This window comes from Enterobacter adelaidei (genome assembly GCF_041937165.1).
Taxonomy (GTDB): Bacteria; Pseudomonadota; Gammaproteobacteria; order Enterobacterales; family Enterobacteriaceae; genus Enterobacter; species Enterobacter adelaidei.
This window is the reverse complement of the sequence record NZ_CP154353.1, coordinates 4,422,354-4,437,412: the sequence shown is the minus strand read 5'-3', so window position 1 is coordinate 4,437,412 and position 15,059 is coordinate 4,422,354. Positions and strand designations below refer to the sequence as shown.

The 15,059-nt window shown below is 55.8% G+C and carries 14 protein-coding genes; 8 read left to right on the top strand and 6 right to left on the bottom strand.

The annotated features are described in order from the left end of the window. Positions 1–245: 245 nt before the first annotated feature. The 5 genes from AAHF05_RS21570 to hemC form a co-directional block, all read right to left on the bottom strand. Positions 246–1,457 carry an MFS transporter gene (locus tag AAHF05_RS21570; RefSeq protein WP_129325080.1) on the bottom strand — a complete coding sequence of 404 codons (1,212 nt, stop codon included), beginning with the start codon at positions 1,455–1,457 and terminating at the stop codon, positions 246–248. A 171-nt stretch (positions 1,458–1,628) separates the two neighbouring features. Then, entirely contained in the window at positions 1,629–2,828 is a 1,200-nt protein-coding gene (hemY, locus tag AAHF05_RS21565; RefSeq protein ID WP_129325094.1) for a protoheme IX biogenesis protein HemY, read from the bottom strand. A 2-nt stretch (positions 2,829–2,830) separates the two neighbouring features. Then, positions 2,831–4,027 (bottom strand): uroporphyrinogen-III C-methyltransferase, encoded by a 1,197-nt coding sequence (gene hemX, locus AAHF05_RS21560; RefSeq protein WP_129325081.1) that lies wholly within the window; start codon positions 4,025–4,027, stop codon positions 2,831–2,833. Positions 4,028–4,047: 20 nt separating this feature from the next. Continuing rightward, the gene (gene hemD, locus AAHF05_RS21555) at positions 4,048–4,788 is read right to left on the bottom strand and encodes a uroporphyrinogen-III synthase (protein ID WP_129325082.1); all 741 of its coding nucleotides are present in this window, start codon (positions 4,786–4,788) and stop codon (positions 4,048–4,050) included. Continuing rightward, positions 4,785–5,726: a hydroxymethylbilane synthase gene (gene hemC / locus AAHF05_RS21550; protein WP_164989121.1), complete on the bottom strand. Its 942-nt coding sequence runs from the start codon at positions 5,724–5,726 to the stop codon at positions 4,785–4,787. Before hemC ends, hemD begins: the two co-directional genes overlap by 4 nt. Positions 5,727–6,076: 350 nt before the next feature. On the opposite strand from hemC, the gene cyaA reads away from it, so the two are divergent. Further along, positions 6,077–8,620, top strand: coding sequence for a class I adenylate cyclase (gene cyaA, locus AAHF05_RS21545; protein WP_028018193.1), 2,544 nt, complete (start codon positions 6,077–6,079; stop codon positions 8,618–8,620). 42 nt (positions 8,621–8,662) lie between these two features. On the opposite strand, the gene cyaY is transcribed toward cyaA, so the two are convergent. Continuing rightward, positions 8,663–8,983, bottom strand: a complete 321-nt coding sequence (gene cyaY, locus AAHF05_RS21540) for an iron donor protein CyaY (protein ID WP_129325084.1) — start codon at positions 8,981–8,983, stop codon at positions 8,663–8,665. Positions 8,984–9,118: 135 nt separating this feature from the next. Between cyaY and AAHF05_RS21535 the strand changes: the two genes are divergently transcribed. From AAHF05_RS21535 to ysgD, 7 genes are all read left to right on the top strand, one after another. Continuing rightward, positions 9,119–9,322, top strand: a complete 204-nt coding sequence (locus AAHF05_RS21535) for a lipoprotein (protein ID WP_028018191.1) — start codon at positions 9,119–9,121, stop codon at positions 9,320–9,322. A gap of 35 nt (positions 9,323–9,357) precedes the next feature. Next, positions 9,358–10,182 carry a diaminopimelate epimerase gene (gene dapF, locus AAHF05_RS21530; RefSeq protein ID WP_108091171.1) on the top strand — a complete coding sequence of 275 codons (825 nt, stop codon included), beginning with the start codon at positions 9,358–9,360 and terminating at the stop codon, positions 10,180–10,182. Further along, the gene (locus AAHF05_RS21525; protein WP_129325085.1) at positions 10,179–10,886 is read left to right on the top strand and encodes a DUF484 domain-containing protein; all 708 of its coding nucleotides are present in this window, start codon (positions 10,179–10,181) and stop codon (positions 10,884–10,886) included. Before dapF ends, AAHF05_RS21525 begins: the two co-directional genes overlap by 4 nt. Then, a complete protein-coding gene (gene xerC, locus AAHF05_RS21520) occupies positions 10,883–11,785 on the top strand; it encodes a tyrosine recombinase XerC (protein WP_028018188.1) in 903 nt (300 codons plus the stop codon). Before AAHF05_RS21525 ends, xerC begins: the two co-directional genes overlap by 4 nt. Further along, on the top strand, positions 11,785–12,501 hold the full coding sequence (gene yigB / locus AAHF05_RS21515; RefSeq protein ID WP_028018187.1) for a 5-amino-6-(5-phospho-D-ribitylamino)uracil phosphatase YigB: 717 nt from the start codon (positions 11,785–11,787) through the stop codon (positions 12,499–12,501). Before xerC ends, yigB begins: the two co-directional genes overlap by 1 nt. 79 nt (positions 12,502–12,580) lie before the next feature. Next, complete coding sequence (gene uvrD / locus AAHF05_RS21510; RefSeq protein ID WP_114979873.1) at positions 12,581–14,743, top strand: DNA helicase II; 2,163 nt, start codon at positions 12,581–12,583, stop codon at positions 14,741–14,743. 149 nt (positions 14,744–14,892) lie between these two features. Then, entirely contained in the window at positions 14,893–14,949 is a 57-nt protein-coding gene (gene ysgD, locus AAHF05_RS21505) for a YsgD/CorL family protein (protein WP_212743980.1), read from the top strand. The last annotated feature ends 110 nt before the right edge of the window (positions 14,950–15,059 follow it).

Genomic DNA, 15,059 nt, shown 5'->3' with positions numbered 1-15,059 from the left:
AGTGTTATGTTGGCACGTTCCGTGCAATAATATGCGTGTAGATGCTCATTCCATCTCTTATGTTCGCCTTAGTGCCTCATAAACTCAGGAATGACGCAGAGCCATTTACGGTGCTTATCGTCCACTGACAGATGTCGCTTCGGCCTCATCAGACACCATGGACACAACGTTGAGTGAAGCACCAAATATGTTGTCTTACAGACCTGTTTTAACGCCTGCTTTTATAGCAGGCGTTTTTTTATGTCTTACTCCCGATAAAAGCACATGATCAGCGCAACGGTCAGCAGAGCCACTGACGAGACGGTATAGAGTGCCTGCACTGAGCCAAACCCGGTTGCCACCATCGCTGCGATGCCGGTGAAAAGAGAGGCGCTGAGCGTTTGCCAGCGCCAGGCTTTACCGCTGGCTGACGCGGTTTGCGTGTCATCAAAGCTACTGAGAACAGCAAACGTGCCGGCCGCAAAGAGAACATTCGAAGCCAGATGGGCGAGAAAGATCATCCCCAGCGCACAGGCCACCCATCCGGATAAAAACGGAAGCATGCCATAAGCGGCCAGAAAGATACCGAGACAAACGATGATTCGCGGTGTGCGGGCAGCAAAGCGCGCCAGGCTGTCTCTTTTTAGCAGCATGGGGCCGCAAAGTTGCCCCATACTCCTCGCGAGAAGCAGAGGCAGAGCAAGACCCGCCGCATTCTGAGGATGGATCTGTTGCGCGAGTGCCGGAAGGAGTGCCATCGCCGGTGAACCGACGGCTGCCAGCGCCGGGAGGATGAGCAGGCTGCGTTTTTGCCGACGGGTCAACGTCCGCCAGCGTAGCGCCGCAGGCGCTGTCTCTTCAACAGGGAACGGGAGTGATGGTGCTGAAAACTGGCGCTCAGCCAGCCATAGCATTAACAGTGACCCGAGAAAGCTGGCGGCATCAATAGCCAGCAGTGTAAACACGGATGTCCTCTGGAACAGCACTACGCCCAGTCCGGTTCCTAACAACACCTGAGAAGCAAAAATCACAGTTTCCAGACAGGTTGCCGCAGGTAACTCCGCTTCACTGAGACCGCGCTTAAAGAGCAACGTCAGCGCGGGCCAACTCATCCCGCTGAGCAGCGCTTCGGTGGATTGCACGGCGAGTAAAGCGGCAATGCTGTGATAACCCACGCCAAACAAGGGAAAAAGCAGGGCGAGCAAGCCCAGTCCTTCGGTCAGTATCAGCAGAGATATTGGAGAAAAGCTCGAGCACAGCTTTTCACCGATCAGGCTACCGACAAATCCTGGTACCGTAGCGAAAAGAAAAGCGAGGGTTAGCAGTGCTGGCGAGGCTGACCACGCTAACAGCAAACCGAAGACCACAACCTGGGTTAAACCATTTCCCAGCGAAGTAAAGATAAAAGCACAGGCAAGCAGGCGCAGCCAGCGGTGGCCGCGCAGCGCTTCAATAAGCGCATACAAAAGCGAGTTCATGAAGATTTCCTTTCAAAAACAATTTAGTCCACGCTGCAGAATGTGCGCGTGTGTGAAAAAGGTTAATGAAAAGACATCGTTACATTGGCGGGTGCGTTTGCAGATATGGGTACAAAGAATGTAGCAGGATATGGGCGATAAAAAAAGGAGGCCATTTGGCCTCCTGTTTATTTACTGCTGGGTACCGTTGTTTTGCAGCGTCAACAGCAACCCATCACGTCGCATGGCGGCTGCCTCTTCGGGCTTATGCTGTTTGTCCAGCGTATCGGCAAGCCATGCGTAGTCAAACGCATCCGGACGCTGTTTCAGTGCCGCGCGGAAGGCGAGGCTCGCTTCCTGCCATTCGCCATGTTTCATCAACGACTGACCCAGCGTGCTCCACAGCAGCGGACGGTCACCGACGGTTTTAATCTGCTGACGCAGCACTTTTTCAATTTGTTCTGGATTGTTGGTTTTCAGGCGTGGGATCACCATCACCAGCCGATCGTCATACTGGCGTTTGAGACCGTCGAGAAGGATCTCCTGCGCGGTGTCCTGATCGTCACATTCAATAAGATGTTCTGCCATTGCCACCTGCAGTGGGATCTGCTGACGCGTTTTCCGGCTCTGATTCTTCCACCAGGTTTTCAGACCGTCGCTGCCCAAATCGGCGCGAGCCTGATCCATCAGGCCAATCCATGCCAGGCGCTGAAGCTCATCACGATGTTCATCATCACCCACTTCGGCCTTCGCCATTGATGGAATGATGTCCAGCAGTGAACCCCATGCACCGGTCCGAATATACGCCTGCTCAGCCAGACGCAGAACTTCCGGGTGACGTGGCGCAATTTCCAGCAGGCGGTCGATACCGTGGCGTGCAGCGTGATTTTCATTGCGTGCCAGTTGCAGACGAACACGCGTAATTTCCACCGGAATCGGGTCGTTAGACGCCAGTTCAGACGCACGTTCCAGGTGTTGATTAGCGCGGACTTCGTCACCCCGCTGTTGCGCGGCTTCCGCGGCCAGCAAATAGTTCACTACTGGCTGTTCGGCATGATCGGCGTTTTTTGACATCAGCTTTTCAACCTGCTGATAGTCACCTTCCGCAAGTTTCAGCAGTGCCTGTTCGGTTTGCTTACGGGCGCGGCGGCGCTTACGACCCACGAACCAGCCACGCGTATGCGCGCCGGTGCGGAAAATACGGCGCAGGATCCACTCGACAGCAAACAGCACTACCACACCGAGGATCAGAATGATCGCCAGACCCGTTACGCTGGTTTCGATGTTGTAGTTATCTGTCTGGATCAGGACGTAACCCTGATGACCGGCAAGCATCGGACCCAACACGATCCCGGCGATCAGCAGGATGAAGAGTAAGAGGACTTTTAGCATCATTACTCTCCTTGCGGTGCGCTTTCAGGCGCGGGTGCAGGAGCTGGGGCGGCTCCGCCAGTTTGCTCAGCCGGAACACCTGGCTGTGCCAGCAAATTACGCACTCGCGTCTGCATCAGCTTCTCCAGAATCGGCTGGCTTTCCAGCTTATCTGGCACGTTCATGGTGATGTTCTGCTGGCTCAGTTTATCAATGTCTTCGAGGAAGGCGGTGGTGGTCGCATCATCGGTATTGTAGTAAGCGCGTACCCACGTAGAGACGTTATCCAGCGCCTGTTTGTAGGTCTCTTCCTGATGACGCGGCACGGCCTGGGCGGCAACCAGCAGGCGGGAACGAATGTTTTCGCGCAGATAAATATCCTGATTCGGCGCTAACAGCGGAACGGCGGTTTCGTCGCGACGGCGGATAGTGATAAAGCTGTCCATAAAGTTCTGCCAGCTTTTTTGCAGGTTCACACGCCATTCGCTCAGGGAGCTGGAAAGCTCGGTGCCGTCGGAATCCATCGGGGAGTCGTCGTCGTTGTTATCTGCCAGCTGCAGGTTATCAATCTGATTCGAAAGCTGGTTCACTTTGAGGATAATGCCATCGTAATCCACCTGTGAGACGGCAGAGAGGCTGGCGATGTCTTCGGTGATCGCGCGACGTGCGGTGATGAGGCTTGGATCGTTCATGTCCGCCAGGCTCGCATCGGCGCTTTTCAGCAGTGCGGCGGCAGTGGTGACATCCTGATCGCTCCAGAGCTTACGCCCGGCGAGCTTCACCAGGAAGTCAGCCTGGGAGAGCAGCCAGGTTTTAGCATCGGTGCCGGAGATCGTCGCCACTTTCTGCTGCACGTCGCCCAGCTGTTTGGTCAACTCTTCTTGTTTACTGTTCGCATCGGCCAGTGCGGTTGCCTGCTGTTTAATCACCGCTTCCAGTTCGGTTTTCTGTGTCTCTTGCGCTTTTTGCAGAGCCGTAAGCTGATTCACCAGTGCGTCGCTGGTGGCCGTCTGGTTAGCACTCTGTTGTTTCACCAAACCGTACAGGCCAACGCCGGCCGCCAGCGCAATAGTGATGGCAATCGCGCTCAGCGCGAGGCTTTTTTTGTTGCTGCCGTTTTTCTTCTCAGCGATGTTCTCTTTCGTCTCTGGCTGTGGCGTCGCGTCCACAGTCTCCCTGGTCTCTTCAACCACGGCGGAGGATTTATCGTGTTCCGTCATTATGGCTTCCCATTTGAGAGTTATTGTAATGCGCGCAGCAGCGCATCGTTGTCGGCGTTATCAGCGATCCGAATATCCTGCCAGCCCAGTTCCCGGGCCTTGTTCGCCAGACGCTCACTGACGACCAGAAGTCGACAGCGGAGTAACCAGTTTTCGCGATACCAAAGCGGTATCAGTGCCCAAAGCTGTTGTAACATTTCACCGCTGGTCACCACCAGCGTATTGATGCCTCGCGCGTGCCAGCGCATCGCCTCTTCCGCGCCATCGTAGGGTTTTGCACAGCGCTGATAACACTCAACGAACGTGACATCAGCTCCACGCTCCAGCAGCGTTTCACCCAACAGTTCACGTCCGCCGTTACCGCGTAAAATCAGCGCACGCTTGCCGGCAATAGTTTGTAATTCAGGTAATTGTAGCAAGACTTCGCTGATTTCCCGATCTAACGGGTAACGCACATTCGCACCGCTGATGGTATGTAAAGCCAGCGCCGTCGAGCGGCCAATCGCGAAATAGCGGGGGGCGGTTGGCCAGGTCAGACCTTGCTGTTGCAACTGTGCGTGGGCATATTCCACGGCATGTTGCGACAGCGCGAACAGCAGATCGCCTTCCTGAAGGGTATTCATCTGGTCGGCGAGCACAGACAGTTCCCGACCCGGGGAGAATTCAATAAGCGGAAAACTCCAGGCCACCTGCCCCAGTGCGCGCAGACGGCTCACTAATTGCTCTCCTGCGGGAGAAGGGCGGGTGACAAGAATACTCATGCAGGGGGTTCTCCATTATAAACGTCAGCCAGAATCTCGCGGGCGCCGTTATCCAGTAACTCTTCTGCCAGCGACACGCCAAGCTGCTCGGCATCCTGTGCTTTGCCGAGACGCTCACCGCGTACCATCTGCGAACCGTCCGGGGCGCCAACCAGTGCACGCAACCACAGCTCACCGTTAATTAATTCAGCATAGCTGCCAATCGGCACCTGGCATCCCCCTTCGAGGCGGGTATTCATCGCACGTTCGGCTTTTACGCGAATAGCGGTCTCGTCATGGTTCAGAGGGGCAAGGAGTGCGCGGGTTCGCGCATCGTCCAGACGGCACTCAATGCCGACCGCACCCTGACCCACGGCGGGCAGCGACAGCTCCGGTGGCAACGCCACACGAATGCGCGACTCCAGCCCCAGACGCTTCAGACCCGCCACCGCAAGAATAATGGCATCGTAATCGCCGTTATCCAGCTTGCTCAGACGCGTGCCGACGTTACCGCGCAGCGAGCGGATGATCAGGTCCGGACGACGCTCTGCCAACTGACACTGACGGCGTAAACTGGACGTGCCAACCACACTGCCCTCAGGCAGCGCATCAAGCGAGTCATAGTGGTTAGAGACAAACGCGTCACGCGGGTCTTCGCGCTCGCAGATTGTCACCAGACCCAGCCCTTCCGGAAACTCGACGGGCACGTCTTTCATCGAATGTACGGCAATATCAGCGCGGTTCTCAAGCAATGCCAGTTCCAGTTCTTTGACAAACAGGCCTTTGCCGCCCACTTTCGCCAGCGGCGTATCAAGGATCACGTCACCGCGCGTGACCATCGGCACCAGCTCGACGCGCAATCCAATGTGGCAGGCTTCAAGGCGCTGCTTCACATAATGTGCCTGCCAGAGCGCAAGAGGGCTTTGGCGTGTGGCAATTCTCAAAACATTGTCTAACATGCTTGTTACCGTCATTATCAATCGCTAACCATCCTAACATTGTTGACTCTGGGATGGCAGTTTTACGGTTGATGAAGAGTGAGAGGGACAAGGCGGCGTATTCGTCAGCCATAGCCGTATTCAGGAATTTACACGTACAGAACGGTGCTACACTTGTATGTAGCGCATCTTTCTTTACGGTCAATCGGCAAGGTGTTAAATTGATCACGTTTTAGACCATTTTTTCGTCGGTACCACCAAAAATGATAAGGGCGAAAAAGGGTAACGGTTATCTTTTTGAAATACTGCGGGTCCGCTGTTATTCGTGTTTTGAATAGTTTGCGACACCCGGAAACATCAGGCGATACGTCTTGTACCTCTATATTGAGACTCTGAAACAGAGACTGGATGCCATAAATCAACTGCGTGTGGATCGCGCGCTTGCTGCTATGGGCCCTGCTTTCCAGCAGGTATACAGTCTGCTGCCGACATTATTGCACTATCACCATCCGCTGATGCCGGGTTACCTCGACGGTAACGTTCCCCAGGGCATTTGCCTTTTCACGCCTGATGAAACCCAACAGCATTATCTGAATGAGCTGGAACTCTACCGTGGCATGCCGCCGCAGGAGTCCCCGAAAGGTGAACTGCCGATTACCGGCGTTTACTCTATGGGAAGTACCTCATCGGTAGGGCAAAGCTGTTCTTCTGACCTGGACATCTGGGTCTGCCATCAGTCCTGGCTCGATAACGAAGAGCGTCAGCTGCTGCAGCGTAAATGCAGCCTGCTGGAGAGCTGGGCTGCGTCGCTCGGCGTGGAAGTGAGTTTCTTCCTGATTGATGAAAACCGTTTCCGTCATAACGAAAGCGGCAGTCTGGGTGGTGAGGACTGCGGCTCGACCCAGCACATTTTGTTGCTGGATGAATTTTACCGTACTGCCGTTCGTCTGGCCGGTAAGCGTATTCTTTGGAATATGGTGCCGTGCGAAGAAGAAGAGCATTACGACGATTACGTCATGTCGCTGTATGCGCAGGGCGTGCTGACGCCAAACGAATGGCTGGACCTGGGCGGCCTGAGCTCTCTCTCGGCCGAAGAGTACTTTGGCGCGAGCCTCTGGCAGCTCTATAAGAGCATTGACTCCCCGTATAAAGCGGTGCTGAAAACGCTGCTGCTCGAAGCCTACTCCTGGGAATACCCTACGCCACGCCTGCTGGCGAAAGACATCAAACAGCGTCTGCACGATGGCGAGATTGTCTCCTTCGGGCTTGATGCCTACTGCATGATGCTCGAACGCGTCACCGAATACCTGAATGCCATTGAAGACACCACGCGTCTTGACCTGGTGCGTCGATGTTTCTATCTCAAAGTCTGTGAAAAATTGAGCCGCGAACGCGCCTGCGTTGGCTGGCGTCGTGAAGTAGTTAGTCAGTTAGTCAAAGAGTGGGGATGGGACGAAGAGCGTCTGTCCATGCTCGACAACCGCGCCAACTGGAAAATCGACCAGGTGCGTGAAGCACACAACGAACTGCTCGATGCGATGATGCAGAGCTACCGTAACCTGATCCGCTTTGCGCGCCGCAATAATCTCAGCGTCTCCGCCAGCCCGCAGGATATCGGGGTGTTGACCCGTAAACTGTACGCTGCGTTTGAAGCGCTGCCAGGTAAAGTCACGCTGGTTAACCCGCAGATTTCGCCTGACCTGTCTGAACCGAATCTGACGTTTATCTATGTGCCGCCGGGACGCGCGAATCGCACCGGGTGGTATCTGTACAACCGTGCGCCAAGCATGGATTCGATCATCAGCCATCAGCCGCTGGAGTATAACCGCTACCTGAACAAGCTGGTGGCCTGGGCCTGGTTTAACGGCCTGCTGACTTCACGTACCCGTTTGTTCATCAAGGGTAACGAGGTCGTCGACTTAGCCAAACTGCAGGAGATGGTAGCGGATGTGTCCCATCACTTCCCGCTGCGCCTGCCTGCGCCAACGCCAAAAGCGCTCTACAGCCCGTGTGAAATCCGCCATCTGGCGATTATCGTCAACCTGGAATACGACCCGACGGCGGCTTTCCGCAATCAGGTGGTTCATTTTGATTTCCGCAAGCTGGACGTCTTTAGCTTTGGCGAGCAGCAAAACTGCCTGGTGGGCAGCGTTGACTTGCTTTATCGCAACTCGTGGAACGAAGTGCGTACCCTGCATTTCAACGGCGAGCAGGCTATGATCGAAGCGCTGAAAACCATTCTCGGCAAGATGCACCAGGATGCCGCGCCGCCGGACAGCGTAGAAGTGTTCTGCTACAGCCAGCACCTGCGCGGGTTGATTCGTACTCGTGTGCAGCAACTGGTCTCTGAATGTATTGAACTGCGCCTCTCCAGTACTCGCCAGGAAACCGGGCGCTTTAAAGCGCTGCGCGTCTCCGGCCAGACCTGGGGCCTGTTCTTTGAACGTCTGAATGTGTCGGTACAGAAACTGGAAAACGCCATCGAATTTTATGGCGCAATTTCGCACAACAAGCTGCATGGCCTGTCCGTGCAGGTGGAAACCAACCACGTCAAACTGCCGCAGGTGGTGGATGGTTTTGCCAGCGAAGGGATTATTCAGTTCTTCTTTGAAGAGTCGGGCGACGATGCCGGTTTCAACATCTACATTCTGGATGAGACCAACCGCGCCGAGGTCTATCACCACTGTGAAGGCAGTAAAGAGGAGCTGGTGCGCGACGTCAGCCGCTTCTATTCCTCTTCACATGACCGCTTCACCTATGGCTCAAGCTTTATCAACTTCAACCTGCCGCAGTTCTACCAGATTGTGAACGTCGATGGCCGCGTGCAGGTGATCCCGTTCCGGACCCAGGCCGTCACGCCTGCGGTGCCTGCAAATCAGGACACCACGCCACTGTTGCAGCAGTATTTCTCCTGAGTCTTTTCGCCCGGTAAGCGTAAGCACCACCGGGCAACAAAACTACCTGAAACTCACGACCTCACCCGCCTGCGCGGTCGCCGCCTGCTCCAGCAGATCCCAGAACGTGATGCCGCTACGGTCACAAACCCATTCACCGTCTTTCAGGTCGAAATGGTAGCCACCCTGTTTGGCTGCCAGCCATACCTGGTGAAGCGGCTCCTGACGGTTAATAATAATTTTGCTGCCGTTTTCGAAGCTCAGGGTCAGGATACCGCCGTTGATTTCACAATCGATATCGCTGTCGCCGTCCCAGTCGTCAAGACGTTCTTCAATGGTCATCCACAGGTTGTCGGCAAGGCGATGGAATTCACTGTCGTTCATAGTTTTGTTCCTGTTTTTCGTGATGGCGGCAGTATAACGCTAAATAATTCCCGTTGCAGGAAAGCGGCAAACTCTTGCTTTTGTGTCTTCTCCTGCGATGATAGAACCAGATTTGAACTTACGGGCAATTTTATAATGAAAAACGCTTTTCGAACGCTTGCCGTTCTCATCACGCTGTTTAGCCTGACTGGCTGTGGACTGAAAGGACCACTGTATTTCCCGCCAGCGGATAAAACCGCACCGCCGCCGACGAAACCTGTGCAAAGCGGCATTGAGTCTTCTACGCCAGATACTAACGATCGTGGCGACAACGGTGGCCCGACTCAGGTTAATCTCTGACGACAACGTTCTGTACCCGCGCAATGGAGCAAATGATGCAGTTCTCTAAAATGCATGGCCTTGGCAACGATTTTATGGTCGTCGACGCGGTAACGCAGAATGTGTTTTTCTCCCCGGAACTGATCCGTCGCCTGGCGGATCGGCATCTGGGCGTGGGGTTCGATCAGCTGCTGGTTGTTGAGCCTCCGTACGATCCCGACCTCGATTTTCACTACCGTATTTTTAACGCGGACGGCAGTGAGGTTAACCAGTGCGGCAATGGCGCGCGCTGTTTTGCCCGCTTTGTTCGCCTGAAAGGGCTAACCAACAAACGTGATATCCGCGTCAGCACCGCCAATGGTCGCATGGTGCTCAGCGTGACTGATGACGAACTGGTTCGCGTTAACATGGGTGAACCTAACTTCGAGCCTTCGGCAGTACCGTTCCGCGCAAACAAAGCGGAAAAGACCTATATTATGCGTGCGGCCGAGCAGACAGTATTGTGCGGCGTCGTCTCGATGGGTAACCCACACTGCGTGATTCAGGTTGATGATGTGGAAACCGCCGCCGTCGAAACGCTCGGCCCGGTGCTGGAAAGCCACGAGCGTTTTCCGGAGCGCGCGAACATCGGTTTTATGCAGGTGGTGAAGCGTGAGCACATCCGTCTGCGGGTTTACGAGCGCGGCGCGGGCGAAACTCAGGCCTGCGGAAGCGGTGCCTGTGCTGCTGTGGCCGTTGGCATCTCGCAAGGGTTACTGGCAGAAGAAGTTCGCGTGGAGTTACCAGGTGGTCGGCTTGATATCGCCTGGAAAGGACCGGGTCATCCACTGTATATGACTGGCCCGGCGGCACATGTCTATGACGGGTTTATCCATCTATGAAACAACCAGGGGAAGAACTGCAGGAAACAGCGATGGAACTGGACGACAGAGCTGTTGTTGATTATCTGCTGCGCAATCCTGAGTTTTTTATTCGCAATGCACGCGTCGTCGAACAGATGCGCGTGCCGCATCCGGTTCGTGAGACCGTGTCGTTGGTCGAATGGCACATGGCACGCTCGCGCAACCACATCAATCAGCTCGAAGAGAACATGACGCTGCTGATGGAACAGGCCAGCACCAACGAAAGTCTGTTCTATCGTCTGCTGCATCTGCAGGCGCGTCTGGCGTCGGCGCACAGCCTTGAAGAGTTCCTGAGTCGCTTCCACCGCTGGGCGCGCGAGCTTGGGCTGGCGGGCGCAACGATTCGTCTTTTCCCTGACCGCTGGCGTATTGGTGCGCCGTCCGGTTTTACCCATCTGGCTCTCAGCCGTCAGGCGTTTGAGCCGCTGCGTATTCAGCGTCTGGGCCACGAACATCACTACCTGGGGCCGCTAAACGGACCTGAGCTGCTGGTGGTATTACCGGAAGCCAAAGCGATTGGCTCGGTGGCGATGTCGCTGATGGGGCGCGATGGAGATTTGGGCGTGATGTTATTTACCAGCCGCGATGCGCATCATTATGAGCAGGGGCAAGCTACGCACCTGTTACAAGAGATCGCTCTGATGCTGCCTGAGCTGCTGGAGCGCTGGATTGAGCGCGTATGACGGACGGACTGCTCACCACTGACGTCACGCGCTTTCTGCGCTATCTGGGCGTGGAGCGTCAGCTTAGCCCGATTACGCTACTGAACTATCAGCGTCAGCTTGATGCCATCATGCAGATTGCCGAAGAGATCGGTCTGAAAAGCTGGCAACAATGTGACGCTGCAACCGTGCGAGCCTTTGTGGTGCGTAGTCGCCGCAAGGGACTCGGCCCGGCGAGTCTGGCACTCAGGCTCTCTGCATTACGCAGTTTCTTCGACTGGCTTGTCAGCCAGGGTGGGTTAAAAGCCAACCCGGCAAAAGGAATTGCCACACCAAAAGCGCCGCGCCATTTACCTAAAAATATCGACGTTGACGATGTGAATCGCCTGCTGGATATTGATCTTAACGATCCGCTGGCCGTGCGTGACCGCGCAATGCTGGAGGTGATGTACGGCGCCGGTCTGCGTCTATCTGAGCTGGTCAATCTTGATTTAAAACATCTCGACCTGGACACCGGCGAAGTGTGGGTGATGGGTAAGGGCAGCAAAGAGCGCCGTCTGCCGATTGGCCGCAATGCGGTCTCCTGGATTGAGCACTGGCTGGATCTGCGCGGGCTGTTTGGCGCGGAAGAAGATGCGCTGTTTCTGTCGAAACTCGGTAAGCGGATCTCAGCGCGTAACGTGCAGAAGCGCTTTGCGGAGTGGGGCATTAAGCAGGGGTTGAACAGCCACGTTCACCCGCACAAGCTGCGTCACTCCTTTGCGACACACATGCTTGAGTCGAGCGGTGATCTGCGCGGCGTGCAGGAATTGCTCGGCCACGCGAATCTGTCGACCACTCAGATCTATACCCACTTAGACTTCCAACACCTTGCCTCGGTGTATGACGCGGCGCATCCACGCGCCAAACGGGGGAAATAATGCGTTTTTACCGCCCTCTCGGGCAGATCTCAGCTCTGACCTTTGACCTGGATGACACCCTTTATGACAACCGCGAGGTAATTCTGCGTACTGAGCAGGAGTCACTGGCGTTTGTGCAGAACTACCATCCGGCGTTGAAGACGATGCAGAACAAGGATTTCCAGAAGCTGCGTCAATCCCTGCGGGAGACCGAACCCGACATTTACCACGACGTGACCGAATGGCGTCGCCGTGCGGTAGAGCAAGCCATGCTCAACGTCGGCATGAGTGCGCGTGATGCCGCGATTGGCGCTGAAGCGTCGATGGAAAACTTTGCCAAATGGCGTAGCCGTATCGACGTGCCACAGGAAACCCACGACACGCTGGCTGCTCTGGCCGAAAAATGGCCGCTGGTGGCGATCACCAATGGTAATGCCCAGCCGGAGCTGTTTGGCCTTGGCGATTACTTCAAATTTGTGCTGCGTGCCGGCCCGCATGGGCGCTCCAAACCATTCAGCGATATGTATCATCTGGCGGCAGAAAAACTGAATCTGTCGCTGGGTGAAATTCTGCACGTAGGTGATGACCTGACCACTGACGTGGCCGGTGCAATCCGCTGCGGCATGCAGGCCTGCTGGATCAAGCCGGAAAACGCTGATCTGATGATCGCCTCCGATAGCCGTCTTCTGCCGCACGTGGAAATTTCGCGGTTGGCATCCCTCACGACGCTGATATAATCATCAATTGTTCTGTATAAATTAACAGGGTTTTGGCGAGTAGAAATATTCGCCTGCCCGACACGACGTGACGGTGCCAATGGACGTTTCTTACCTGCTCGACAGCCTTAATGACAAACAGCGTGAAGCCGTAGCGGCCTCGCGGACTAACCTGCTGGTGCTGGCTGGGGCGGGCAGTGGTAAGACGCGCGTGCTGGTTCACCGTATCGCCTGGTTACAGAGCGTGGAGAACTGTTCGCCATACTCCATCATGGCGGTAACCTTTACCAACAAGGCGGCGGCAGAGATGCGCCACCGTATCGCACAGCTGATGGGCACCAGCCAGGGCGGCATGTGGGTGGGGACTTTCCACGGCCTGGCGCACCGTCTGCTGCGCGCGCACCATATGGATGCCAACCTGCCGCAGGATTTCCAGATCCTCGACAGCGAAGATCAGCTCCGTTTGCTGAAGCGCCTGATCAAGGCGATGAACCTCGACGAGAAGCAGTGGCCGCCGCGTCAGGCGATGTGGTACATCAACGGTCAGAAAGACGAGGGGCTGCGCCCGCACCATATTCAGAGCTTCGGCAACCCGGTCGAGCAGACCTGGCAGAACGTCTACAAGGCCTATCAGGAAGCGTGCGATCGCGCAGGTCTGGTGGACTTCGCCGAGCTGCTGCTGCGCGCTCACGAGCTGTGGCTTAACAAACCACACATCCTGCAGCACTACCGTGAACGCTTTACCAATATCCTGGTGGACGAATTCCAGGATACCAACAACATCCAGTATGCGTGGATCCGCCTGCTGGCCGGTGATACGGGTAAGGTGATGATCGTTGGCGATGACGACCAGTCCATCTACGGCTGGCGTGGGGCGCAAGTGGAGAACATCCAGCGCTTCCTCAACGATTTCCCCGGTGCACAGACCATCCGTCTGGAACAGAACTACCGCTCAACCAGCAACATTCTGAGCGCGGCCAACGCCCTGATTGAAAACAACAACGGGCGTCTGGGTAAAAAGCTGTGGACCGATGGCGTCGACGGCGAACCGATTTCCATTTACTGCGCCTTCAACGAGCTCGACGAAGCCCGCTTCGTGGTGAATCGCATCAAAACCTGGCAGGACAACGGCGGTGCGCTGGAGCAGTGCGCTATTCTTTACCGCAGCAACGCCCAGTCGCGCGTGCTGGAAGAGGCGCTGCTGCAGGTGGGCATGCCGTACCGTATTTACGGCGGTATGCGATTCTTCGAACGCCAGGAGATCAAAGATGCGCTCTCGTATCTGCGCCTGATCGCGAACCGTAACGACGACGCGGCCTTTGAGCGTGTGGTGAATACGCCAACCCGTGGTATCGGTGACCGTACGCTGGACGTCGTACGTCAGGCCTCTCGCGATCGTCAGCTGACGCTGTGGCAGGCGTGCCGCGAGCTGCTGCAGGAAAAAGCGCTCGCCGGCCGTGCCGCCAGTGCGTTGCAGCGTTTCCTCGAACTGATTGATGCTCTGGCGCAGGAAACCGCCGATATGCCGCTGCACGTGCAGACCGACCGGGTGATTAAAGACTCCGGCCTGAGAACCATGTACGAGCAGGAAAAGGGCGAGAAGGGCCAGACCCGTATTGAGAACTTAGAGGAACTGGTCACGGCGACGCGCCAGTTCAGCTACAACGAAGAAGACGAAGACCTGATGCCGCTGCAGGCGTTCCTCTCCCACGCCGCGCTGGAAGCGGGCGAAGGGCAGGCGGATACCTGGCAGGATGCGGTTCAACTGATGACCCTGCACTCCGCCAAAGGTCTGGAATTCCCGCAGGTGTTTATCGTCGGTATGGAAGAGGGGATGTTCCCGAGCCAGATGTCGCTGGATGAAGGCGGCCGTCTGGAAGAGGAACGTCGTCTGGCCTATGTGGGCGTCACCCGTGCGATGCAAAAGCTGACGCTGACCTACGCCGAAACCCGACGTCTGTACGGTAAAGAGGTGTATCACCGTCCATCGCGCTTTATTGGCGAGTTGCCGGAAGAGTGTGTGGAAGAGGTGCGTCTGCGTGCGAGCATCAGCCGTCCGGTCAGCCATCAGCGTATGGGCTCGCCGATTGCGGAAACCGACACCGGCTACAAGCTGGGCCAGCGCGTGCGCCATTCGAAGTTTGGCGAAGGTACCATTGTGAATCTGGAAGGCAGCGGCGAGCATAGCCGCCTGCAGGTGGCGTTCCAGGGGCAGGGGATCAAATGGCTGGTGGCGGCCTATGCGAAGCTGGAAACAGTCTAACATTCAGAAAAATATAATTTTTTTGTAATAATCTGCTAGCCTTATACATTGGAGGTCAATTAATGCCCTTCAGCGTCCCGTTGCGTGTTGACGCCACAGTTATTGCTGGCGTAACATGCGCGCACGATTACGCTAAGAGGACATTCGCCTTGGACACACCCAGTAGATACTGGCTCAATTCCCTGTCATCCAGGAACAACTCCTAAGGCTATCTCCTCTTGCTGATGGCCTTAGTGGTTGTCAGCGACCTGTATTATTCCCGTCGCGCTGAGTCAGGCTGTTTAATGGTCTGAAACCCAATTTGTTTCTGTGTGCC